We start from the raw sequence: 26751 nt of genomic DNA, 5'->3' as shown, positions 1-26751 counted from the left end.
AGCTCGGCGCGTCACGCGGGTGCTGTGTCGATGGTTCGCTCGCAAACTCGCTCATTGTTCCCCCTCGAGCACGTCCTCGAACTCCTCGATCTCGTCCTGGTCCATGGACAGCAACGTGATGTCCGAAGGGGTGTGCCCGCCGCGCACTCCCTCGGCGGCGTGTTCGGCGATCCCGCGCAGCGCCGCGCTCCACAGCCGCGTCAGCTCCTCGATCGCAGTGCGGTCGAAGTGCTCGCTCGCGTACCAGACGCTTGCCAGCAGCCGTGGGCCATCGGAACCTTCGTGCACCACCGCGTCGATCTGGATCCCGTGCGGGGCAGGCATTTCCGGATCGAGCCCGGACACCAGTGCGTCCGCTTCCCCGGCGAGCGACCAGCTTCCGCCCGTTCCCGGATCGACCCTGCCGAGGTAGTTGAACCCGAGCTGCGGGCTCGGTGCTTCGGCAAGCTCGGCCGCGGTCACCGGGTTCAGGTAGCGCAGCAGCCCGTAGCCGATCCCGTCCCCGGGCATCGCGCGCACCTGCTCCTTGACGTTCTTGAGCGCCCGCGAAACCAGCTCCCCGCCGTCCAGCACCTCCTGCCACGGTGGTTCGCCCGCGTTCAGCCGCACCGGATGGGTCGTGGTGAACCAGCCGACCGTGCGAGACAGGTCCAGCCCTTCGGCGAGTTCGCCACGCCCGTGCCCTTCGAGTTCCACGAGCACCTCACCCGCGCAGTCGTGCCACTGTCCCACCGCCAGGGCGAGCGCGGTCAGCAGCACATCGCTGGGTTTCGCGTGGTATGCCGCGGGAATCCGGTCCAGCAGCGGCGCGGTGTGCTCGGCTTCGAGCGCCACCTCGATCCTGCGCAGTCCGGCGGCGCTGCCCCGCGGACCGGCGAGCGGATCACCGCCGCGCAGTACCTCCCGCCAGCCGTCCAGTTCGGCGAGTCGTTCCGGGCTGGCCGCGGCCACGGCGAGCTGTTTTCCCCAGCGGCGCAGGGAAGTCCGCACCGGCGCGAGCGGACGGCCCTCCAGCGCGGCGAGCAGATCGGGAAGCAGGATCCGCCAGGACACCGCGTCCACCAGCAGATGGTGCGCGAGCAACAGCAGCCGTCCCTCCCGCGGCCCGGCGTCGATCCACACCGCCCGCAGCAGCGGACCGTCCAACCGCAGGGAATCCGCCGCGGCACGGGACTGTTCGGCCACCAGTTCCCGGAGCTCGCGTCCCTCGGCCGACACGGTGGACATCAGCGCGGCCGGTTCCACGCTTCCCGGTTCGGGGATCTCGTAGCCGCCCGCCTCGGTCCGGCGCATCCGCAGCGCGTCGTGCCGGTCGAGCACCACGCCGAGTGCCGCGGTCAGCCGTGCCGGATCGGTGCCCGCGGGCCCGCGCAGGAGCATCGACTGGTGGAATCCGCTCGGCTCGCCGAGTTCGGTGAACCACCGCATGATCGGGGTCGGCGTGAGCGCGCCGATACCCGCTCCCTCGGGCTCCCGGTTTTCCTCGCTGGTGCGGGCCAGGGCCGCGAGCGAGCGCGGATCCTGGGCGGTGAACACGTCCCGCGGGCTGATCACCAGGCCTGCTTCCCGTGCCCGTGCGACCAATTGGATCACCAGGATCGAGTCGCCGCCGAGATCGAAGAAGCCGTCGTCCACCCCGACCCGGTCCAGGCCGAGCACCTCGGCGAAGGCGGTCGTCATGGCCTGTTCCCGCGCGCCAGCCGGTGCGGTGCCGGTGCCCCGGAACTCGGGCGCGGGCAGGGCGTTCTCGTCGATCTTGCCGTTCGCGGTCAGCGGCAGCTCGGGCAGCCGCATGATCGCGGCGGGCACCATGTACTCGGGAAGGCTGCGTGCCAGATGTGCCCGCAGATCCGCCTCGCCGTCGCCGACCACATAGCCGACCAGGCGCGCCGGTCCATCCGGTCCGGCGGCACGCAGCACGACGGTCGCCGCGCGCACCTCCGGATGGCCACCGAGTACGGCCTCGATCTCGCCGAGTTCGATCCGGAACCCGCGCAGTTTCACCTGCCGGTCCGCCCGCCCGGCATAGTCGAGCTGGCCGTCCGGCCGGATCCGCACCAGGTCCCCGGTGCGATACATCCGTCTGCCGTCCGGGCAGGCCAGGAACCGTTCCGCGGTGCGGCCGGGGTTCCCGAGATAGCCGCGGGCCAGGCTTGGCCCCGCCACGTAAAGCTCTCCGGTCACCCCGGGCGGGACCGGGCACAGGTACCGGTCGAGTACGTACACCCGGGTTCCGGGTACCGGGTGCCCGACCGGCGGGCGCCGCGCCGCATCCGCCGGTCCGCCAAGGGGTTCCGAGACGGAGACGGCCACGGTGGTCTCGGTCGGCCCGTAACCGTTGAGCATCCGGCGCCCGGGTGACCAGTCCGCGACGACCGCGGGCGGGCAGGCCTCACCGGCCACGACCAGGGTTCGCAGGCCGGGGAGTTCGGCCTCGATGGCGGGCAGCGCGGCGGGCGGTAGCGTGGCGTGACTGACCCGCTGCTCGGTGATCAGCGCGGCGAGCACCGGCCCGGGAAGCAGCCGCTCGGCCGGAGCGAGCACCAGGGTGGCCCCGTGCAGCAGCGCGGCGAACTCCCAGAACATCGCGTCGAAGCTCGGCGAGGCGAACTGCAGCACCCGCGAGTCGCCCTCGATGCGGAGCTGCTCGCGCTGCACCGCGACCAGCCCGGCGATCCCGGTTCCGGTGATCACCACGCCCTTCGGGCGCCCGGTCGATCCGGAGGTGTAGATCAGGTAGGCGGGGGCGTCGATCCGGGCGCGGCGTCGTGGGGCGTGCTCCGGCTGCCCGGTGGCCGCATCCGGGGACAGCACCCGGATTCCGGCGGGAAGCAGTCCTTCGGTCGCGGGCTCGGCGATCGCCAGGCTCGGCCGGGCATCGGCGCACATATAGGCCAGCCGATCGGCGGGATAGTCCGGATCGAGCGGCAAATAGGCGCCACCGGCCTTGGCGACCGCGAGCATCGCGGTGATCAGCTCCGGGCCGCGCCGCAGGCACAGCGCCACATAGTGTTCCGGGCCGATACCGGACTCGGCGAGCAGGTGCGCGAGCCGGTTCGCCCGGGCGTCCAGTTCGGCATAGGACACCGATTCGCCGGTCGTGGCGAGGGCTTCCCGGTCCGGATGCGCGGCGACCGCCCGCTCGAACAGTTCGGCGATCCCGAGTTCCGGCAGCACCGTGCCCGTGGCCACGGGTTCGCGCTCCCGTTCGGTGCGCACATCGATCTCGTGCAGCCGGACGTGCGGCCGCGCGGTGACGGTGGCGAGCACGATGCCCAGCCGGGTGGCCATGGCCTGCACGGTCGGCTCGTCGAAGAGGTCGCACGCGTATTCGAACACCCCGCGCAGTCCCCCGGATTCGGCCAGATTGACCGCGAGGTCGAAGCGGGCGCTGGCGAACTCGAGTGGCTCGAGGCGCGCGGTGATCCCGTCCGCGTGCAGCTCGGGAAGTTCGGTCTGGCTCAGGGCGAGCATCACCTGCGCCAGGGGCGGGCGGCCGAGCGAGCGCTGCGGGGCGAGCTCCTCCACGAGCCGTTCGAACGGGACCGCCGCCTGGTCGAAGTCGGCGAGGTCGGCCGCGCGGACCCGGTCCAGCAGCTCCGCGAAACTCGGATCCCCGGACACATCCGTACGCAACACCACAGTGTTCACGAACATCCCGACGAGCTCGTCCAGCGCCGCATCCTCACGCCCCGCGATCGGCGAACCCAGCGGAATATCCGAACCCGCACCCAACTTCGCCAACAACACCGCAAGCCCCGCCTGAACCACCATGAACGTCGACACCCGATGCTCACGCGCCAGCGCACGGACTCCCGCGTAGGTGTCGCTATCCAGTTCGAACGGCACACTGGCGCCCGCATAGCTCGGGTTCGCCGGGCGGGAGCGGTCCGCCGGAAGTTCGAGCTCCGCCGGGGCACCCGCGAGCCGGTTGCGCCAATAGCCGAGCTGAGCTTCCAGTGCTTCCTCGGTGAGCTGTTCTCGTTGCCACAGCGCGTAATCCACGTACTGCACCGGCAGCGCGGCTTGTTCCGGCTCCCTGCCACGGGCCCGGGCACCGTATGCGGCGAGCAGGTCGCGGGCGAGTGGGCCGAGCGAGGTGCCGTCGGCCGCGATGTGGTGCACCACGAGCAGCAGCACGTGTTCCCGCTCGCCGGCGGGCAGCAGCCGGGCGCGCAGCGGCGGGTCCACGGCCAGATCGAACGGTTCGTTCGCCGCGGCGAGTAGTTCGTCCTTTGTGGACACCAAGGGCAGTTCCCGGCGCGCCTGCCGGGGATCCAGCACGAGCTGGTACGGCTCGCCCGCGTACTCACCGAACACCGTGCGCAGGCTCTCGTGCCTGGCCAGCACATCGTCCAGGGCGGCGCGCAACGCCTCGGGGTCGAGTTCTCCGGTCAACGCCAGGGCGAACGGCATGTTGTAGGTCGCCGAGGCGCCCTGCAAGCGGTCGAGCAACCAGAGCCGGTACTGGGCGGCGGACAGCGGCGGGCGGCTCGGCCGGTCCATCCGCCGCAGCGGGGCGAGGTGCCGGGTACCGGTGCGCGCGGCGAGTTCGGCCACGGTGGGTGCCTCGAACACCTCGCGCACCCCGATCCCCCCGCCGATCCGCGCGGCGACCCGCATCGCGAGCACCGAATTCCCGCCGAGCGCGAAGAAATCGTCGTGCACCCCGACCTTGGGCACACCGAGCAGCCCGGCGAAGGTCTCGGCGATCAGGCCCTCCCGCGCGGTGCGTGGCCCCTCGTCCCCGGAGCGCACCTCGGGCGCGGGAAGGGCTGCCCGGTCGATCTTCGCGTTCGGTGTGCGCGGCAGTTCGTCCAGGGCAACGACAACGGCGGGAACCAGCTGCCCGGGCAGGCGGACAGCGAGATCCGCCCGTACCGCCCCGGGATCCGCGGTGCCGACGAAATACCCGACGAGCCGGTTCGCGCGCACCGCTGCGACCGCCTCGGTCACCCCCGGGTATGCCCGCATCGCCGTCTCGACCTCGCCGAGCTCGATGCGGAATCCGCGCAGCTTCACCTGATCATCCGTGCGGCCGAGGTAGTCGAGCTGGCCCGATCGGGTCCAGCGCACCAGATCCCCGGTCCGGTACATCCGCTCGCCCCATGGACAGGCCACGAAGCGCTGCGCGGTCAGTCCGGGCCGCTCGTGGTAGCCGAGCGCGAGGCCCGCGCCGGCGAGGTAGAGCTCACCGGCAACCCCGGGTGGTACCGGCCGCAGTGCCGCGTCCAGGACATAGGCCCGGGTGTTCGCGATCGGTTCGCCGATCAGCGGGCGCGAACCGTCCACAGTGGACATCGTGGACCAGATGGTGGTCTCGGTCGGCCCGTACAGGTTCGTCACCCGGGAACAGCGCGCGTACAGGTGGGCGGCGAGATCTTCGGGCAGCGCCTCGCCGCCGACAAGGGCGTGCACCCCGCCCAGTTCCGCGTCCAGGAGTTCCCGCCACAGGGTCGGGGTCGCCTGCGCCACGGTCACGTTCTTCGTGGCGAGCCGTTCGACGGCGTTCGCCGCCTCGGCGAGGATCACCGTGCCCGAAGTACACAGTGGACCGAACAGCTCGAGCACCGAGATGTCGAAGCTCACCGTGGTGACCGCGAGCATCCGCGCCCCGGCGCACAACGGCAGCCGTTCGGTCATCGCGTCCAGGAAGTTCACCACGGATCGGTGCGCGACGGGCACGCCTTTGGGCCGCCCCGTGGATCCCGAGGTGTACAGCACGTAGGCGGGCGCCCCGGGCTGCCCGGCGATCTCCGGGACCGGCAGCCCCGGTTCCCGGTCCTCCACGAGTATCCGCGGTGTGTCGCCGGGTAGCTCCACTCCCGCAGTGCTGACCACCGCCGCTGGATGCTGGTCGGCGAGCAGGTACTCGATCCGCTCGGCCGGGAAGGCGGGATCGACCGGGAGATAGGCCGCACCGCCCCGGTGCACCGCGAGCAGCGTTATCACGAGTTCCCGGCACCGGGGCAACGCGACCGCGACCACATCGCCCTGCCGCACCCCGTCGCGCCCGAGCCGGCCCGCGAGTTCAGCCACCTCCTCGTCGAGTTCCCGGTAGGTCAGCGAGATTTCCCGGCCGTCCAGCCCGGGCGCATCCAGCGCCTCGGCCTCCGGGGTGGCCGCAACGCTGGCGGCGAACAACTCGGCGAGCGTGCTGTCACGCACCGGTGTCCCGGTCGCGTTCCACGCGTGCAGGATCGTGTCCCGTTCGGTCTCGTCCAGCACGTCGAGCGCGCCGATGGACCGGCCGGGCTCGGTGACCGCCGCGGTGAGCAATCGGCGCAGCCTGGTCAGCAGATCGTCCACAGTGGACTCGTCGAACAGGTCGGCAGAGTATTCGCAGACTCCCGTTATTCCCCCGCCGCCTTCGCGTTCGCCGAGCACGAAGTGCAGATCGAACTTCGCGGTCGTCGCCGGGGCGGGCAGGCCGGTGACCTCGAGGCCGGGCAGCTCGAACCGCGGCGCCGGGTTGTTCTGGTAGGAGATGGCCACCTGGAAAAGCGGATGCCTGGCGAGCGCCCGTTCCGGGTTCAGCTCCTCGACGAGCCGTTCGAACGGGAGCCGCGCATTGCCGTAGTCGGCGAGGTCGGCCGCGCGGACCCGGTCCAGCAGCTCCGCGAAACTCGGATCCCCGGACACATCCGTACGCAACACCACAGTGTTCACGAATACCCCGACGAGCTCGTCCAGCGCCGCATCCTCACGCCCCGCGATCGGCGAACCCAGCGGAATATCCGAACCCGCACCCAACTTCGCCAACAACACCGCAAGCCCCGCCTGAACCACCATGAACGTCGACACCCGATGCTCACGCGCCAGCACGCCGATCCGCGCGTGCACGTCCGGGGGCAGCTCGAACGGAAGGCTCGCACCCGCGTAGCTCGGAGCGGCCGGGCGTGGCCGGTCCGTGGGCAAGGCCAGTTCGACGGGGAGCCCGGCCAGGCGTTCCCGCCAGTACTCCAGCTGTGTCCGGACGACCTCACCCTCGAGCAGTTCCCGTTGCCACAGCGCATAATCCGCGTACTGCACGGCGAGCGGCGCCCAGCCGGGCCGTTCCCCGGCGCAGCGGGCCCGGTAGGCGGTGACCAGGTCACCGGCGAGCGGGGCGAGCGAGCCTCCGTCCGCGGCGATGTGCGCGAGAACGACCGCCAGCACGTGCTCCCGCGCGCCGAGCCGGACCAGTCGCGCCCGGATCGGTGGTTCGGCGCTCAGGTCGAAGCCGTGCGCCACGAAGCCGGTCAGTTCTGTCATGAGGTCGGTCGCGTCCACCGGTTCGCCGTCCAGGACCGGTTGCGCGGGAAGGATTCGCTGGTACGGTTCCCCTTCGGCCCGCTCCGGGTACACGGTGCGCAGAATCTCGTGGCGGGCGACGACATCCTCCAGCGCCGTGGCAAGTGCCCCGGTGTCGAGATCCCCGTCCAGACGGAGCACGAGCGGCATGTTGTAGGCGGCACCGCCCCGTTCGAACCGGTTGAGGAACCAGAACCGGTGCTGTGCGGTGGAAAGCGGCAGGTGTTCGGGGCGCGGTCCCGCGGTGAGCGGGGGCAGGGTGTGTTCGCCCGCACCGGTGACCCGCGCGGCGAGCCCGGCCACGGTCGGTGTCTCGAACACCGCCCGCACCCCGAGTTCGGCGTTCAGCGCGAGCCGTACCTTCGCGATCACCCGCATGGCGAGCAGCGAATCCCCACCTAGTTCGAAGAAGCTGTCCTCCGCGCCGACCTCGGGAACCCCGAGGACTTCGGCGAAGACTCCGGCGAGCACCGCCTCGGCCGGGCTGTGCGGAACGCGGCCCCGCTGCCCGCCGTAGTCCGGAGCGGGCAGCGCCGCGCGATCGAGTTTCCCGCTGGGGTTGAGCGGAAGTTCGGCGAGCACCACCATCGCCGAAGGCACCAGGTACCAGGGAAGCACATCCGCGAGCCGGGCCTGCACGGTCCGCGGATCGGGTTCGGCACCGGCTTCCGGGACCAGGTATCCGATGAGCCGCTTCTCGGTCTTCCCTTCGGCGATCACCACGGCCTCCGCCACACCGGGCTGGGCGCGCATAGCGGCGGCGATCTCCCCCGGTTCGATGCGGAACCCGCGCACCTTGACCTGTTCGTCGGCGCGGCCGAGGTATTCCAGCTGTCCGGATTCGGTCCACCGCACCACATCCCCGGTGCGATACATCCGGTCGCCCCAGGGGCAGGCCACGAACCGTTCCGCGGTGAGCGCGGGCCGTTCGTGGTAGCCGAGCGCGAGTCCGTTGCCCGCCAGGTACAGCTCTCCCGGGACACCGGGTGGAACCGGCCGCAGGCCCCGGTCGAGTACATAGGCATGGGCTCCGGAGACCGGCCGCCCGATCGGCGCGTGCCCGGACGGGTTCCCGTCGTCGAACCAGGCGCTCGCGTACACACAGGCCTCGGTCGGCCCGTAGATGTTGGCCAGGCGCGCTCCCGGTGCCGCCGCGCGCAGCCGCAGTACGAGTTCGGCGGGCAGGGCTTCACCGGCGAGGGCAAGGGTTTCCACCGGGAACCGCTCGGCTTTCGTCAGTACTCCGGACACCGCCGAGGGAACCGCGCACACCAGGCTCGCGGGGTGGGTGCGTTCGGCGAGTGCGAGCGCATCGGCCACCAGTTCGATGCCGCCACCGAGACAGAGCGGAACGAGCGTGTCGAACACCGAGACGTCGAAGTTCAGCGAGGTCGAGGCCAGCACCTCGGCGAACACCTCCGGTTCGAACGCCTCGGCGGCCCAGGAGACGAGATTGGCCACCGCCGCATGCGGTACGAGTACGCCCTTGGGGCGGCCGGTCGATCCCGAGGTGTAGATCAGGTAGGCGGGGTGCTCCGGGCGCAGCGGCCGCACCCGATCGGCATCGGTGACCGGTTCCACCGATCCGGTCCGGTCGGGGTGCAGTACCGGGATGTCCGGCCGGTGCGGCGATTCCCGTCCGGTGATCAGTGCCGCCGGGCGCGCGTCCTTGAGCAGATACGCCACCCGTTCGGCCGGATACCCCGGATCGATGGGCAGATAGGCGGCTCCTGCCTTCAGGATCCCGAGCAGCGCCACCAGCAGTTCCGGTTCCCGGCCCAGGGCGAGTGCCACCCGATCGCCGGGCCCGATACCCCGCGCGATCAGCGCCCACGCGAGCCCGTTCGAGCGTGCGTCGAGTTCGCCGTAGCTCAGTTCCCCGGACCCGCCGCGCACCGCGATCCGCCCGGTGTGCTCGGCCGCCGAACTGGCGAACAGCGCGGGTACCGTGGCGGTCGCCGGTTCCCTCGAGGGTCCGGCGAATTCCTCCAGCAGCCGGGCACGTTCGCCCTCCCCGAGGAGGTCCATGGCACCCACCGGCGAATCGGCGCGCACGTTCTCCAGCAGCGTCACGAACCGGTCGAGCAGTCGGTTCGCCCACCCCGGGGAGAACACCGAACGCCGGTATTCGAACCGCACTGTCATCGGATCCCCGGGAACCACCGCGAACACGAGCGGATAGTGCGTCGCGTCCACGTGGCGCACCCCCGCGACGCGCAGCTCCCCGGTCTGGTCCACAGTGGACGGATCGAAGGGGTAGTTCTCGAACACGGTGAGCGTATCGAAGAGCTGCTGGGTTCCCGCGGCCTGCTGGATCTCGGCGAGGCCGAGGTGCTCGCTGCCCAGCACCGAGGAATGCCCCGTATGACAGGAGGCGACCAGCTCACCGAAGGAGCCGCGTTCGGGCACCCGCACCCGGACCGGGATGGTGTTCACGAACAGCCCGATCATGCTCTCCACGCCCGCGAGCTCGGCCGGGCGCCCGGAGACCACAGTGCCGAACACGATGTCCGAGCCTCCGGTGAGCCGGGCCAGCAGCACCGCCCAGGCCGACTGCACGACCGCGTTGACGGTGGCGCCCGCGCCCTGGGCGATCGCGCGCAGCCGCGCATTCGCTTCGGCGCTGAGTTTCGCGCTGACCTCGGCGGGAAGTTCGGCGCCGCCCTCGGGCTCCGGACCGGCCACCAGGGTCGGTCCGGCGAGACCGGTCAGATACTCGCGCCACACCTGGAGAGCCATGGTGCGGTCGCTCTGCTTGAGCCAGGCCAGGAACTGCTTGTACGAGGGCGGTTGCGGGAGCGTGCCGCCGGAGTACAGGCCGAGCAGTTCCGCGCACAGCAAGGGAGTGGACCAGCCGTCGAGCAGGATGTGGTGATGGGTCAGGATCAGCCGCGCCCGCCCGGGAGCGGTGTGTGCGAGCACGAACCGCAGCAGCGGTGGCCGGGAGAGGTCGAACGGCGTGCCGCGCTCCGCCTCGGCGAGGGCGTCCGGGTCCGCGGTGTCGAGCTCCCGCCACGGTGTGCGCACCTCGCGGGCGATCACCTGCACCGGCTTGTCCAGACTCTCGTGCAGGAAACCGGCGCGCAGATTCGGGTGCCTGCGCAACAGTTCCCCGGCCGCTTCCTCCATGGCCGCGGTGTCCAGCGGTCCTTCGATATCGATCGCGATCTGCGTGGTGTACACGTCGGACCCGTACGCCGCGTGGAAGTACAGTCCTTCCTGAAGCGGGGAGAGCGGCCAGATGTCCTCGATCTGGGAGCGTTTCACAAATCCCTCCATACCGCTTCGAGCGCGTCGATTTCCGTCTGGTCAAGGGAAACGAGCGAGAGATCCGATGGGGTGTGCCCGCCACCGGAACCGGTTCCGGTGTATTCGGCGATCGCGGTCAGCGCCTCGCACCACCGATCGAGCAGGTCCGCCGCATCCCGCTCGGTGATGGTTCCGGCCTGCCAGGCGAGGGTGGCACGCAGTTCCCCGTCCACGGCCGCGATGTCGACGGCCAGGTCGTGTCCGGGGGGTGGCTGTGTGGCCAGTACCTCGTTCTCCTCGGCGAGACCCCAATCCCCTTCGGCGCCGGGTGCCTCGGCGCGCCCGAGGTAGTTGACGAGCACCCGCGCCGCGCTCAGCTCGCCGAGCCGCCGCGCGCCTTCCTCGGTCAGATAACGCAGCATTCCGTAACCGATGCCGTTGTCCGGTGCGGCGCGCAGCGCTTCCTTCACCGTCTTCACCGCGGTGTCGATCCCGTCCGTCCGGGCGCGCACCTCGGACCAGTCGAATCCGTCGAGATCGAGCGCGACCGGGTGCATGCTGGTGAACCAGCCGACGGTGCGGGACAGGTCCAGCCCATCGGCGATCTCCTCCCGGCCGTGTCCCTCCACATCGAACAGCACCCGGCCGCGCGCGGTCGTGCCGAGCCCGCATTCCCGCAGTGCCATCGTCAGGGCGGCGAACAGGATGTCCTCGGTTCCGGCGTGGAAGGCCAGCGGGATCTCGTCCAGCAGTGCCACGCTGAGCTCTCGGTCCACCCGGCGGCGCAGCTGACCGTGCCCGTCCCGGGTGCCGCGCATCGGTTGCGGTACCTCGGCGAGCACCTGCTCCCAGTGCTCCAGCTCGCCGATCCGTTCCGCGGCCTCGGTGCGCAGTTCCCGGGCCCACCGCCGGACCGAGGTGCCGACCTCGGCGAGCTCCGCACCGCCCAGTGCGGCGATCAGGTCGGGGACGAGGATCCGCCAGGACACCCCGTCCACGGCGAAGTGATGGGCGACCAGCAGCAGCCGCGCCCCTTCCGCCCCCGCGTCGAACCAGATCGCGCGCAGCAGCCCGGCCTGGCTCGGGGACAGGGCCGCCGCGGCGGTGTCCGCATTCGCCCGCACCGCGGCACGCAATCCGGCTTCGTCCATGGCGGACGCGTCCACGGTACGCAGGTTCGGGCCCACTGCCCCCGGTTCGAGCACGGTTGCGGCGAACCCGGCGCCGGTCCTGGTGACCCGCATGCGCAGCGCGTCGTGCCGGTCCAGCAGTGCGGTGAGCGCTGCCGTGATCCGCTCCGCACCGAGCCCGCCCGGAACCCGCAGCACGATCGCCTGGTGGAACCGCTCGGTATCGGTGTCCTGCGCGGCGAGCCAGCACATGATCGGGGTCGCGGGAACCTCGCCCAGATTCGCGCCCTCGGGTTCGTGCCGGATGACCGCGCCGGTCCGGGCAACCCCTGCCAGCTCGCGCGGCGCGGGATTGGTGAACACATCCTTCGGGGTCACCGTGTACCCGTGAGCGCGAAGTTTCGCCACCACCTGTATGGCCACGATGGAATCGCCGCCGAGTTCGAAGAAACCGTCCCCGGCCCCCACGGTCTCGCGGCCCAGTATCTCGGCGTACACCGCGCAGATGATCTCCTCGGCTGTGGTCGAGGGCGCGGTATAGGGACCGCTTGCCGTGAACTCCGGGTGCGGCAGGGCTTTGCGATCCAGCTTCCCGCTCGGGGTCAGCGGGAACTCGTCCAGCACGGTGAACACCGCGGGCACCATGTACTCCGGCAGTACCGAACGCAGCCCCTCGCGCAGCCTGCCCGCCTCGAACCCCGCCCCGGGCACCACATAGCCGGCCAGCACGGTCTCCCCCGCGGGCGAAGTGGTCGCCGCCGTCACCGCCTGGGCTACGCCCTCCTGCGCGGCCAGCACCGCGTCGATCTCGCCCAGCTCGATCCGCTGGCCGCGCACCTTCACCTGGAAGTCCGCGCGCCCCACATAGACGAGTTCCCCCGAACGGTTCCACCGGACCATGTCCCCGGTCCGGTACATCCGTTCCCCGGCACCGAAGGGACAGGCCACGAACCGCTCCGCGGACAATCCGGCCCGGCCGGAGTATCCCCGGGCCAACTGCACCCCGGCCAGATACAGCTCGCCCGCGACACCGGGTGCGACCGGACGCAGGAACTCGTCCAGCACGAAAACCCGCGTGTTCCACACCGGACGGCCGATCGGCACCACCGGATCGCCGCCACCGACGCCGAACCAGGTCACATCCACCGCGGCCTCGGTCGGACCGTACAGATTGAACAGACCGATCCCCGGCCACCGGTCCAGCGCCGCGTCCGCGACCGAGGCGGGCATCGCCTCCCCGGAGCAGAACACCAGCCGCGGCGAACCGACGGTTCCCGCGCCGTCCAGGAAGACCCGCAGCATGGACGGCACGAAGTGCGCCACCGTCACCCCTTCGCGGGCGAACCACTCGCCGAGATACTCGGCGTCCCGGTGCCCGCCGGGTGCCGCCAGCACCACCGAGGCACCGGTACTCAGTGCCCAGAACAGTTCCCACACCGAGACGTCGAACGAGATCGAGGTCTTCACCGCGACCCGGTCCGTTTCCCGGAGCGGGAATTCGGCCTGCATCCACCGCAACCGGTTCACCACGGCGGCATGCGAGACCACGACTCCCTTCGGGCGGCCCGTGGAACCCGAGGTGTAGATCACGTACGCCGCACAGTCCTCCGGTACCGCGAGCCCCAGCGGGGTGTCCGGGTAGCCGGACAGCTCGGTTTCGTCCAGCACGATCACCGGCACCGTTTCCGGCAGCACGCCCGCCAGCTCCCGGTCGGTCAGCACGCACACCGGCGCGGAATCCTCGGCCATGAACGCCAATCGCTCCGCGGGAAGCTCCGGATCGAGCGGGACATAAGCGCCGCCCGCCTGGTGCACCGCGTAGATCGCCACCATCAGCTCCGGCGACCGCGGCAGCAGCACCCCGACCCGGCCGTCCGGTCCGGCACCGCGTTCCCGCAGCAACCGGGCCAGTCGGCGCACCCTTGCGGCGAAGGCACCGTAGCTGAGTTCCGTGCCCGCGGACCGCAGCGCCACCGCGTCCGGTGTGCGCGATACCTGTGCCTCGAACAGTTCCGGCAGGGCTCCGTGGACGCCGGTGACCTCCGTGGCGTTCCACTCCCGCAGCACCTTGCTCCGCTCGTCCTCCTCGAGCAGCCCGAACTCGGTGACCGGCCGATCCGGTTCGACACCGAGCAGGGCGAGCAGCCGGGTGAACCGCTTGGTCAGCTCCGCGGCGGTCGCGTCCTCGAACAGGTCGATGGCGTATTCGAGCGCCCCGCTCATGCCACCCTGTTCGGTCTCCGTGAGCGACCACAGCAGATCCACCTTCGCGGTCCGGGTGTCGACCGGTTCCATCCGTGCCTCGAGCCCGGGAAGGGACAGCTGCGGCCGGTCGAAGTTCTGGAACGCCAGCATCACCTGGAAAAGCGGATTCCTAGCCATGGTCCGCTGCGCGGTGAGCTCGTCGACGAGGTGCTCGAACGGCACATCCGCGTGCGCGAAGGCCGCGATGTCCGTCTCCCGCACCCGGGCCAGCAGCTCACCGAAGGTGGGTTGCCCGGACACATCGGTGCGCAGCACCAGGGTGTTCATGAAGACACCGACCAGTTCGTCGAGCGCCGGATCCGGGCGGCCGGCCACCGGGGAACCGATCGGCACATCGCGCCCACAGCCCAGGCCCGACAAGAGCACCGCGAGCCCGGCCTGGACCACCATGAACAGGCTGACCCCGTGCTCGGCGGCGAGTTCGGTGAGCCGGGCATGCGTCGCGCCGTCGACCTCGAAGGGGACCGTGGCACCGCGGTAGCTCGGAGTTGCCGGGCGCGGCCGGTCGGCGGGCAGCGGCAGTTCCTCCGGCAGACCGGCCAGCTGCTTGCGCCAGAACCCGACCTCACGATCCAGGAACTCCCGGTTCTCCAGCAGATTCCGCTGCCATACGGCGAAATCGGCGTACTGCACGGGAAGCGGTGCCCACTCGGGTTCCCGGGATTCCAGCCGCGCGGCGTACGCGGTCATCACATCCCTGGCCAGCGGGGCGAGCGAGGAACCGTCGGCGGCGATGTGGTGCAGCACGAGCACCAGCACGTGTTCGGTTTCGGAGACCTGGAACAGGCGCGCCCGGATCGGCAGATCCACGGCGAGGTCGAATTCCTCGCGGGCGAACTCCCGGGCCGCGGTGCCGATTTCGACATCCTTCGCGCCCGGCATCGCCACCGTGCCGAGTGGCACGGTGACCGCCGAGGCACCGAGCACGACCTGGCGTGGTTTGCCGTCGTGCTCGCGGATTACCGTGCGCAGCACCTCATGCCTGCCGACCACATCCCCCAACGCCACACCGAGAACACCCCCATCCAACACACCACACAACCGCAAACCAACCACAATATGATAAACCGACCGCTCCCCCTCCAACCTCGACAAAAACCACAACCGCCGCTGACCCGCAGACAACGGCAACACCCCAGAACGACCAACACCCACCACCGCGGGAAGCACACCCGAACCCTTGGCCTCCAGAGCGGCAGCCGCGACTCCGCGGGCGGTCGGAGTTTCGAACAGGACCCGGATCGGCACCTCCGCGTCCAGTACGGTGCGCAGCCGCGCCACGATCCGGGTCGCGGAGAGCGAATTCCCGCCATGCTCGAAGAAGCTGTCGGTCACGCCGATATCGTGCAGGCCCAGCACATCCGCGAAAATCGAGCAGACGATCTCCTCGATCGGTGAGCGCGCCTCGGCCGATGCCTCGTGCGGTGCCTCGAATCGCGGTTCCGGCAGGGCCTTGCGATCGAGTTTCCCGCTCGGCGTCAGGGGGAACTCGTCCACGACGGTGAGCACCGCGGGAACCATGTACTCGGGAAGCGTAGCCCGCAGCCGCTCACGCAATCGCGCGGGCTCCACCGTGGTGTCCGGTGCCGCGACCAGGTATCCGGCGAGAACGGTCTCGCCACCCGGGCCCGCCGCGGTGGTCACCACGGTCTGCGCGACACCGTCCAGGCTTGCGAGGGCCAGTTCGATCTCCGCGAGCTCGATCCGCTGACCACGCACCTTCACCTGGAAATCGGTGCGGCCCAGATAGACCAGCGCACCGGAACGATCCCACCGCACCAGGTCACCGGTCCGGTACATCCGCTCCCCCGCCCCGAACGGGCAAGCCACGAACCGCTCCGCGGTCAGTCCGGGACGCCCGGTGTAACCGCGGGCGAGCTGCACCCCGGACAGGTACAGCTCGCCCGCGATCCCGGGTGGAACCGGGCGCAGAAACCGGTCCAGCACATAGAGCCGGGTGTTCCACAGCGGCCGCCCGATCGGGATGACCGGCTCTCCGCCGTCGACGCGATGCGCGGTCACATCCACGGCTGCCTCGGTCGGACCGTACAGATTGTGCAGCGCCACATCCGGGAATGCAGCCCGGAACTCCCGCGCCACGGCGGCGAGTAGTTCCTCGCCCGAACAGAACACCGAGCGCAGCCCACCCGTGCGTCCCCCGGCGGACAGGAAGGCACCGAGCATCGAGGGCACGAAATGCGCGACCGTGATCTTCTCGCGTTCGAACAATCCGCTCAGGTACTCGGGATCGCGGTGCCCGCCCGGTTCAGCGACCGTGAGCGAACTCCCGGCCAGCAGCGGCCAGAACAGTTCCCACACCGACACGTCAAAGGAAATGGGCGTCTTCTGCAGTACCCGGTCGGCGGCCGTCAACTCGTACGTGTCCTGCATCCACGCCAACCGGTTGACCACGGCGGCATGCGAGACCACCACACCTTTCGGGCGGCCGGTGGACCCGGATGTGTACAACACATAGGCCGCGTGATCCGGGTGCGGTTCCCGGTCCAGTGGCCCGTCCGGTATCCCGGCCAACTCTGCCTCGTCCGCGAGCACGGTGGTGACTCCGTCCGGCACCAGCGAGACCAGCGCGCGCGTCGTGACCACGCACACCGGTGCGGAATCGGCGATCAGGAACTCGAGCCGGTCCGCGGGAAGCTCCGGATCGAGCGGGACATAGGCGCTGCCCGCCTGGTGCACCGCGTATATCGCCACCATCAGTTCCAGTGAGCGCGGTAGCAGCACGCCGACCCGCGCCTCCGGTCCGGCGCCGAGCCCGCCAAGGTAGCGCCCGAGCCTGCGCGCCCGCGAACCGAATTCCCGGTAGGACAGCGCCGTTTCCGCGAAGCGCACCGCCTCGGCCTCCGGTGAACGCAGCACCTGTGCGTCGAACAGATCCGGCAGGGTTCCCGAGGCGGCCGCGGTTTCGGTGGCGTTCCACTCGTGCAGCACGAGTTCGCGCTCCGCCGCGGAGAGCACTTCGATCTCGGCGACCGCGATGTCCGGATCGGCGACCACGGCTTCCAGTACGCGCACGAAGCGCTCGGCAAGTTCCCGTGCCGTGGTCTCCTCGAACAGATCGGTGGAGTACTCGAGCGCCCCGGAAAGGCCACCGTCGGCGGCCTCGGCGAGGGAGAACAGCAGGTCGAACTTCGCGGTCCCGGTGTCCACCGGTTCGGCGGTGACCCGCAGCCCTTCCAGATCCAGTCGCGGTGGCGCGAAGTTCTGGAAGGCCAGCATCACCTGGAAAAGCGGGTGCCGAGCCATGGACCGCTGGGGGGCGAACTCGTCGACCAGGTGCTCGAACGGCACATCCGCGTGCGCGAACGCGTCCACATCGGTGCGGCGAACCCGGTCCAGCAGTTCGGTGAAACTCGGCCTCCCGGACAGATCCGTACGCAGCACCAGCGTGTTCAGGAAGACGCCGACCAGATCGTCCAGCACCGGATCGGGCCGTGCACCCGCGGGTGCTCCGATCGGCACATCCTCGGTACCGCCCAGCTTCGACAGCAGGACCGCCAAACCCGCCTGTACCACCATGAACACGCTGACCCCTCGCCAGCGGGCCAGCTCCGCGATCCCGGCGTGCAGTGCGGCGGGAAGCTCGATGGGCACGATCGCGCCGCGATAGCTCGGGTTCGCCGGGCGCGGCCGGTCGGCGGGCAGCGGCAGTTCCTCCGGAAGCTCGGCGAGCTGTTCGCGCCAGTACCCGATCTGACGCTCCACGAGATCCGCCCGCTCGAGCAGATCCCGCTGCCACACCGCGAAATCCCCGTACTGCACGGGAAGCGGTGCCCAGTCCGGTTCCCGGGAACGCAGCCGCGCCGCGTACGCGGTCATCACATCCCCGGCCAGTGGGGCGAGCGACCAGCCGTCCGCGGCGATGTGGTGCAGCACGAGCACAAGCACATGCTCGGTTTCGGAGAGCCGGAACAACCGCCCCCGGATCGGGATGTCGTTTGCCAGGTCGAATTCCTCCCTGGCGAATTCCCGCGCCGCCGGTTCGACGGAGTCGGCTGTGTGTTCCTCGACAGGGAGTGTGATCTCCGGCGGATCGAGCACGATCTGGCCCGGCACTCCGTCCTGTTCGCGGATTACCGTGCGCAGCACCTCATGCCTGCCGACCACATCCCCCAACGCCACACCGAGAACACCCCCATCCAACACACCACACAACCGCAAACCAACCACAATATGATAAACCGACCGCTCCCCCTCCAACCTCGACAAAAACCACAACCGCCGCTGACCCGCAGACAACGGCAACACCCCAGAACGACCAACACCCACCACCGCAGGAAGCACACCCGAACCCTTGGCCTTCTCCTCGACCACCGCGGCGGCGGCACCGGCGGGGTCTGGGCGCTCGAACAGGGCGCGCACCGGGAGATCGACACCGAGCGCACTGCGCAACCGGGCCAGCACCCGGGTCGCGGACAGCGAATTCCCGCCCAGTTCGAAGAAGTTCTCATTGCTGCCGACCCGGGCGACGCCGAGCACCGTGGCGAACACCGAGGACACGATCTCCTCGATCGGCCCGCGCGGCGGCTGCCAGTCCTGACCGGTTCCCGTCTCCGGTTCCGGAAGCGCGGCCCGATCGAGTTTCCCGTTTCCCGTCAACGGAAAACGGTCGAGCACCACGATCTTGGCGGGAACCAGGTGCGCCGGGAGCCGCCCGGCGACCGACCTGCGCAGCGCGTCCGCGTCGAGCGGGGTCCCCGCGGCGACCACATAGCCGACCAGCCGCGCGGCCTCGGTTCCCGCGTACCGCACCACCGCTGCCGCGCCCGCGACGTTCCGTTCCGCCGCCAGCGCGCTCTCCACCTCGCCGAGCTCGATACGGAATCCCCGTATCTTCACCTGGAAATCGCCGCGTCCCAGGTATTCCAGCCCGCCATCCAAACGGCGGCGGGCGAGGTCACCGGTGCGGTACATCCGCTGCCCGGGGGCGAACGGATCGGCCACGAACCGGCTCGCGCTCAGCCCGGCCTGTCCGTGATACCCACGCGCGAGGCCCGCGCCGACGACGTACATCTCCCCGCGCACCCCGTCCGGCACCGGACGCAGTCGGTCGTCGAGCAGGCGGATCCGCAGATCGCCGAGCGCCTCACCGATCAGCGAGCCGGTGCCCGGTACCGCCATCGCGGATCCGAGCTCCAGGTAGCTCACGTGCACCGTGGTCTCGGTGATGCCGTACATGTTCACCAGCACCGGGGCGGTCTCCCGGTGCCGGGCGTACCAGTCCGCGAGCCGCGGGATGTCCAGCGCTTCCCCGCCGAAGATCACGTACCGCAGCGCGAGCTCGGAGTGCGCGCGCTCCTGATCGGCCGCCGCCAGCTGATAGAACGCCGAAGGTGTCTGGCTGAGCACCGTGACCCGTTCGCGCTCGAGCAGCCGCAGCATCGCCTCCGGGGAACGGGAGGTCTCGTAGTCCACCACCACGAGCGCGCCACCGCTGCCGAGCGGCCCCCACAGCTCCCAGACGGAGAAATCGAAGGCGTAGGAGTGGAACAGCGTCCAGGTGTCCCGCTCGTCGAAGGCGCACCGGGCGGCGCAGGCGCGCAGCAGCCTCGCCACATTGGCGTGCGTGACGACCACGCCCTTGGGCGCACCGGTGGACCCCGAGGTGTGGATCAGGTACGCCGGATGCGCCGCCAGCAACCGGTTTCGGCGTTCGGTCGGCTCGATGTTCCGTTCCTCGGCGCGGTCATCGAGCACCACAACCGTGCCGTCGAGTTCGCCCGGCCGATCGGTCACCGTGGCCACCGGTCCGGCGTCCGCCAGCAGGAAGGCGATGCGTTCGCGCGGGTAGCCCGGATCGATCGGCAGATAGGCCGCCCCGGCCTTGAGCACACCCAGTACGCCGATCACCAGTTCCGCCGAGCGCGGCAACAGCAGGGCCACGAAACGCTCCGGACCGGCTCCGGCCGCGATCAGCCTGCGCGCCAGGGCGTTCGCCCGCGCGTTGAGTTCGCGGTAGCTCAGCCGCCGTCCCTCGGCGATCACGGCGGTCCGGTCCGGATGGGCGCGCACCGCCTGCTCGAAGAGCTCAACCAGTGTCCCGGTCGGGGCCGATTCCGCGAGCGGGCGCTCGATCGCGGCGCGTTCGGCCTCGGTGAGCAGCACCCGCGAATCGGGCGGTGTCCCCGGATCGGCAAGGACCGCATGCAACAACCGCAGGAACCGCTCACCGAACGCACGGGCACTGTCCGGTTCGAACAGTTCGCGCGCGTACTCGAGGGTGGCCGTCAGCCCATCGGACTCGGTTCCGGCGCGGAATCCGAGCGAGAGGTCGAACTTGGCCGTCCCGGAATCCAGCCGCCGGATCGTGGTGCTCGCCCCGGCGAACCGGATCCGCGGGTCTTCCTCGTGCTGGAAGCTGAGCGCCACTTGGAACAGCGGATGCCGTCCGACCGCGCGATCCGGGTTGAGTTCCTCGACGAGCCGCTCGAACGGGATGTCGGCATGGGCGAACGCTTCGAGGTCCGTGTGCCGCAGACGGTCCAGCAGTTCGAGGAAGCTCGGGTCACCGCTGGTGTCGGCGCGCAGTACGACCGTGTTGACGAACACTCCGATCAACCGCTCGAGTGCCGGATCCGCGCGGCCGGCCACCGGTGTTCCGATCGGGATGTCCTCGCCCGCGCCGAGCCGGGTCAGCAGCAGCGCGAGCGCACCGTGCAGCACCATGAACGGCGTGGTCCCGGTGCGCCGAGCCAGGTCCCGCACCTGCCGGTGGGTCGGCGCGTCTACGGTGAATTCGAGCGACCCGCCCGCCCCTGTCGGGTTCGGCCCGCGCTGATGATCGGCGGGCAGCTCCAGTTCGGCCGGGATCCCGCGCAGCTTCTCCGTCCAGTAGTCGCGCTGGCGCTCCAGTACCGCTCCGGTGAGCCGTTCCTGCTGACCCAGCGCATAGTCCGCGTACTGCACCGGAAGCGGGGACCACTGCGGTGTGTGCCCGGAAAGCCGTGCCGCGTAGGCGTATTCCAGGTCCGCGGCGAGTGGGCGCAGCGACCAGCCGTCCGCGGCGATGTGGTGCAGCACCACGGCGAGTACGTGTTCCCGCTCGCTGATCCGCAACAGCCTGGCGCGCACCGGTGGTTCCGTGGCGATATCGATGGCCTCGCGGGCGAATTCGGCGAGCTGACCCTCCACTTCGGACTGTTCGATGTGGACCACGTCCGGCCTGGCGCCCTCGGTGAGGATCTCCTGATACGGGCGGCCGTCGATCTCCGGGAACACCGTACGCAGGCTCTCGTGCCGCTGCGCGACATCCGCGAACGCGGCGAGCAGTGCGTCGAGGTCCACGGACCCGGTCAGCTGCACGGCGAACGGCATGTTGTAGGTACTCGCCGGTTCCATCCGGTTCAGGAACCACAGCCGGTACTGGGCGTCGGAAACCGGGATCCGTTCCGGGCGTGGCATCCGGCGCACCCCGGAATCGTCGGCCGCCCCCGCGTCGGCACAGGCCGCGGCGAGCCCGGCCGCGGTGGGAGTCTCGAACAGTTGCCGCACACCCAGGTCCGCGCCCAGTTCGGCGCGTGCCCTGGCGATCACCCTGGTCGCGGAGAGCGAGTCGCCGCCGATGTCGAAGAACCTCTCGGCCGGTCCCACCTCGGAGCGCCCCAGCACATCCGCGATGATGCCGCACAGGGTCGCTTCGATCCCGTCCCTCGGTTCGCGCGCGCCCGAGCCCGACTCTCGCGGCGGAGCGGGAAGCGCCGACCGATCGAGTTTCCCGCTCGCGCCGAGCGGGAAAGCCTCGACCACCAGGATCACCGCGGGAACCATGTAGTCCGGGAGCAGACCGGCCAGATAGCGCCGCAACAGGTCCGGATCGGCACCCACACCGGTCGCCGGGGTCACGTAGCCGACCAGCCGCTTCTCCCCCGGCCCGTCCTCGCGGGCGAGCACCGCCGCCTCGGTGACGCTCGGATGCTCGGCGAGCGACGATTCGATCTCCCCGGTCTCGATGCGGAAACCCCGCACCTTCACCTGGAAATCCGCCCTGCCGAGGTAGACGAGATCACCGGATTCGTTCCACCGCACCACATCCCCGGTGCGGTACATCCGCTCTCCCGGAGCACCGAACGGGCAGGCGACGAACCGTTCCGCGGAACGCCCCGCGCGGTTGAGGTAGCCACGGGCCAGTCCGGCGCCCGCGAGGTACAGCTCACCGGCCACTCCGGGCGGGACCGGGCGGCACCCGCGATCGAGTACATAGGCGCGCACGTTCGCCAGCGGGGCACCGATCGGGGCGGCCGCGTCCGCGCGACCGTCATCGAACCATGCGGTGGCGTACACGCAGGCCTCGGTCGGCCCGTAGATGTTCGCCAGCGCGGCGTCCGGGGCGAGCTCACGCAGCCTGCGCACCAGCCGCGGCGGGACTGCCTCCCCGGCGAGCGCGATCCGTTCGATTCCCTCCAGCGCACCGGAATCGGCGACCGCGGCGAGCGCAGAGGGAACCGCGCACAGCAGGCTCGCCCACCGCGGCCGGTCGGCCAGTTCGAGCACATCCTCGAGCACTTCGATACCGCCGCCGACCAGCAGCGGGATCAACGTGTCGAACACGGAGACGTCGAAGGTCAGCGGGGTCGTGGCGAGCACGTTCCGGAAGGCATCGGCGCCGAGCCGGTCCAGTGCCCAGTCGGCCAGGTTCGACACGTTGGCGTGGCTGACGAGCACTCCCTTGGGACGGCCGGTGGACCCCGAGGTGTAGATGACGTAGGCGGCATTGTCCGCTCGCGGGGCCGGGTCACCGAGGTCCGCGGCCGAGTACCGGTCGAGACCGCCGAGCTCGATCCTGGGCAGTGTGTCCCCGATCAGTTCGGCGCACTCCTCGTCGGTGATCGCGCACACCGGGGCGGCGTCCTTGAGCACCACCCGCGCCCGTTCCGGCGGGGAATGCCGGTCCAGCGGGACATAGGCCGCGCCGGTCTTGCTCACCCCGAGCAGTGCGACGACCGCGTCCGCCGAACGGCCCAGCGCCACCGCGACCCGCTGCTCCGCGCCCACCCCTTGTTCGATCAGCGCCCGGGCGAGCCGATTGGCCCGCGCGTTCAACTCGGCATAGCTCAGGCTGCCCGCGGCGGAGGTCACCGCCACCGCGTCCGGGTTCGCCCGCACCGCACGCGCGAACCGGTCCGGAATGGTGCGCGGGTTCCCCAACCGGGCCGTCTTGTTCCACCCGTGCAGCACCCGGTGGCGCTCGTCCTCGTCCAGCACGTCGATCGCCGAGACCCTGGCGTGCTCCCCCGCGTTCGCGAACACTCGCAGGAACCGCAGGAAGCGTTCGTGGTGCCCGCGCAGCTGCTCCGCCGAGTACAGCGCCGGATTGGCCTCGAAGTCCACCCGGAAGGCGTGCTCGGCGCTGCCGCCGTGATACATCGTGACCGAGAGGTCGTCCACGGTGCCCGCGGCGTGTACCCGCATGCTCGCGGGCGCGGAGCCGAAACGCAGCTCCGGGAAGAACGGCATCATGTTCACCATCGGCCCGAACCGCGCCTGCCTGCCGCCGGTCAGCCGCTCGCCCCGGAACCGCTCATGGCGCAGCACGGAGAACAGTTCGGCCCGCGCCCGTGCCACGCGCGCGCCGACCGTGTCCTGTTCGTCCAGCCGCAGCCGCAGCGGAAGCACGTTCGAGGCCATCCCGGCGACGCCCTTGATCCGGGTACCCCTGCGGGCCATCACCGGAACGCTCAGCACCACCTCGCGGCGGTCGGTCAGCCTGCCGAGGTAGGTGGCGAACGCGGCGAGAGCCAGCACCGGGACGGTGCCGTGCAGCAACCGAGCCGCCGCCTCGAGCCCCTCCGCCGCCGAGCTGGACAGCGCCCCGGGGGCGCGCACCGGGTCCATACTCGGCGCCGCCGTTCGCCCGGCGAGGCTCGCCGGTTCCGGAAGCTCGCCCGCGATCCGGCGCCAGAACTCTTCATCGGTCTCCGCACGGCCGGACTCCCGGTAGCGGGCATCCTCGGCGAGCAGGTCCTCGACCGTGCCGTAGTCCATCGCGGGCGGTGCCGAATCCCCCGCCATGGCGCTGTACACCTCGGCGAGCCGGGCCAGGACCCACGCGCCGGTCTGCCCGTCGCATACGATGTGGTGCGCCCGCAGCAGTACCTGCCAGTGATCCGCGGCGAGTGCGAGCAGCGCGACCGAGGCGAGCGGATCCCGCGCCAGGTCGACCTCGGCGGCGCAGTCCGCCCGGATCCACTCCTGCGCCCGCTGCGCAGGCTCGGATTCGGCGCTGAAATCAATCACCTGGATGGAGCAACGGGCTGCTCCATTTCGCCGCTGAACCGGCTCGCCCTCGCGTTCGGACACGGTGACGTGAAGATTTTCGAATTCGCCGAATGTGTGCTCGACGGCACGTTCGAACAAGGCGGGGTCGACAACACCGCGGATATCGATAACTTGCGCGATGTTGATCGGTGTCTTCGGGGACAGCAATTGCGCATACCACAAACCGCGCTGCGCGGAAGACAACGGCAAATACTGATCGTCCAACGAGACCATTCCCGCTCACTGTCTGTGCTCACTGAAGTTAGGACAACGTTTCGACGGCGTAATGTCCGAGGGAAACCTATCACTCACCGGAGCCGCTTACCAGCCAGTAGGCTTGCCGTCCGCGGCACTCCGGGTGGTGCCCGGGTGAGGACTTCGGACCCCGGACCTCCTTGCTACGACGGGAATAGGCGGATTTCGCTCCGCAGGAAGGACGACCGCGCTACTACCCGTGACGGCCGCGCCGACGTTCGGCGGATGTCGCCGATTTCAAGTTCCCCCTGCGAGGGGATCCCCATTGTGCGGCGCAGCGCGGACATGCGAGCGTGGAAGCCGATAAGAAGCCTTTGCACCTGCGACGATTCGCGAAACCGCCGAAAAACGGCGGAAATCGCCGATACTTCCTGGCGCATACGAATCGCTGACAAATCGCTGACGGAACCACGGAACGGAACTGTCGCACAACACACTTCGGTCGGCCAATGAACAATGAACGGTCGCCACGGCGGCTCGTTGACAACGACGAGAATACGAATCAGGATACGCAAAAGTTGGGCGAACCACTTTTGCGAATCCGATCGCTGTGCAAATCGTTTGGCGACACCCGTGCCGTCGACGGTGTGGACCTCAGCGTGCCGCGCGGATCGATCTTCGGCCTGCTCGGCCCGAACGGAGCGGGCAAGACGACGATCGTGCGCATGCTGGCCACGCTGCTGCGCCCGGACAGCGGCCGCATCACCGTCGGCGGGCACGACACCACCACCGAGCCCGAGGCGGTGCGCCGCTCGATCGGGCTCTCCGGCCAGTTCGCCTCGGTCGACGAGAAACTGACCGGCGCGGAGAACCTCTACCTCGTCGGCAGGCTCTACGGAATGTCGCGGCGCACGGCTCGCTCCCGCGCCACCGAGATGCTGGGCCGGTTCCGGCTGACCGAGGCGGCCGACCGGCGCGCACAGCACTATTCCGGCGGGATGCGGCGCAGGCTCGACCTCGCCGGTGCACTGCTGGCCAGACCCGAGCTGGTGGTGCTCGATGAACCCACGACCGGGCTCGATCCGCGCAGCAGGATGGACACCTGGGAGATCATCGGGGAGCTGGTGGCCGAGGGCGCGACCGTGCTGCTGACCACCCAGTATCTGGAGGAAGCCGATCGGCTCGCCGGCCGGATCGCGGTGCTGTCCGCGGGCCGGATCGTCGAACGAGGCACCCCGGATCAGCTCAAGGCACGCACCGGAGGACAACGGCTGGACGTGACCGTGCCCGTCGAGGAGCTCGAGGTCACCGCGAGGATCCTGGGCGCGCTCGCCCAGAGCACGCCCACGGTGGATCCGGTCAACCGGCGCGTCGAGGTCGCCGTGCCGCACGGACGCTCCGCCATGACCGAGGCGCTGCGGCGCTTCACCGAGGCGGGCATCGAGCCGCTGGACATGGCGCTGCGCCGGGCCACGCTGGACGACGTCTTCCTCGCGCTCACCGAGGAACCCGCGATGGAGCCGGACCGCACCGGGGAGCTCACCTCATGACGACCCTGCTCCGCGTCGGACGGGACGCGCACATCATCGCCTGGCGCAACCTGCTGAATCTGCGCCGGACACCGGGCACCCTGCTCACCTCCACCGCCCAGCCGATCATGTTCGTGCTGCTGCTCGCCTACGTGTTCGGCGGGAGCCTCGGCGGTGACGCCTATCGCGAGTTCCTGATGGGCGGGATCTTCGCGCAGACCATGGCCTTCAACGCCGCGTTCACCACCATCGGATTCGCCAATGACCTGCAGCGCGGGTTCGTGGACCGGCTGCGCGCGCTGCCCATGTCCCGCGTCGCGGTGATCATCGGGCGCACCACATCCGATCTCACCGCGAGCACGGTCTCACTCGTGGTCACCTCACTGTGCGGGCTGGCCATCGGCTGGCGGATCCGGGGCAGCGCACTGGACGCGGTGCTGGCCTACCTGCTGATCCTGCTGTTCGCCTTCGCGATGTCCTGGGTGGGCGCCTGGATCGGGCTCATCGCTCCTTCCGTGGAGGTCGCGATGAGCGCCGGGCTCATCTGGCTGTTCCCGGTCACCTTCATCTCCTCGGGGTTCGTCTCGGTGAGCGCGATGCCGAGCGGGCTCTCCGCGATCGCCGAGTGGAACCCGATCACCGCGGTCGCGGGCGCCACCCGCGTGCTGTTCGGTAACCCGACCCCGGCGAACCTCCCGCAACCGGTCGGCTGGCCCGCCGAGCACGCCGCGCTCTACACGGTGCTGTGCTCGGTGGCGATCATCGCGGTCTTCCTGCCGCTGGCCGCCGCACGCTACCGGCGGGTGGCCACCCGATAG

4 protein-coding genes are annotated in these 26751 nt (G+C 70.1%); 2 read left to right on the top strand and 2 right to left on the bottom strand.

Annotation, left to right across the window (positions count from 1 at the left end):
* Positions 1-51 precede the first annotated feature (51 nt).
* Positions 52-10560, bottom strand: a complete 10509-nt coding sequence (locus AD72_RS15690) for a non-ribosomal peptide synthetase (protein WP_051898658.1) — start codon at positions 10558-10560, stop codon at positions 52-54.
* Entirely contained in the window at positions 10557-24443 is a 13887-nt protein-coding gene (locus AD72_RS15685) for a non-ribosomal peptide synthetase (protein WP_082468971.1), read from the bottom strand. The genes AD72_RS15690 and AD72_RS15685 overlap by 4 nt, the downstream gene beginning before the upstream one ends.
* A 539-nt stretch (positions 24444-24982) precedes the next feature.
* Between AD72_RS15685 and AD72_RS15680 the strand changes: the two genes are divergently transcribed.
* Both AD72_RS15680 and AD72_RS15675 read left to right on the top strand, forming a co-directional pair.
* Positions 24983-25954, top strand: coding sequence for a daunorubicin resistance protein DrrA family ABC transporter ATP-binding protein (locus AD72_RS15680; RefSeq protein ID WP_031467252.1), 972 nt, complete (start codon positions 24983-24985; stop codon positions 25952-25954).
* Positions 25951-26751, top strand: a complete 801-nt coding sequence (locus AD72_RS15675) for an ABC transporter permease (protein ID WP_031467251.1) — start codon at positions 25951-25953, stop codon at positions 26749-26751. Before AD72_RS15680 ends, AD72_RS15675 begins: the two co-directional genes overlap by 4 nt.

Source organism: Sciscionella sediminilitoris (assembly GCF_000737195.2).
Lineage (GTDB): Bacteria > Actinomycetota > Actinomycetes > Mycobacteriales > Pseudonocardiaceae > Sciscionella > Sciscionella sediminilitoris.
The sequence above is the reverse complement of the archived record's forward strand: the minus strand, read 5'-3'. Positions and strand labels throughout refer to the sequence as shown.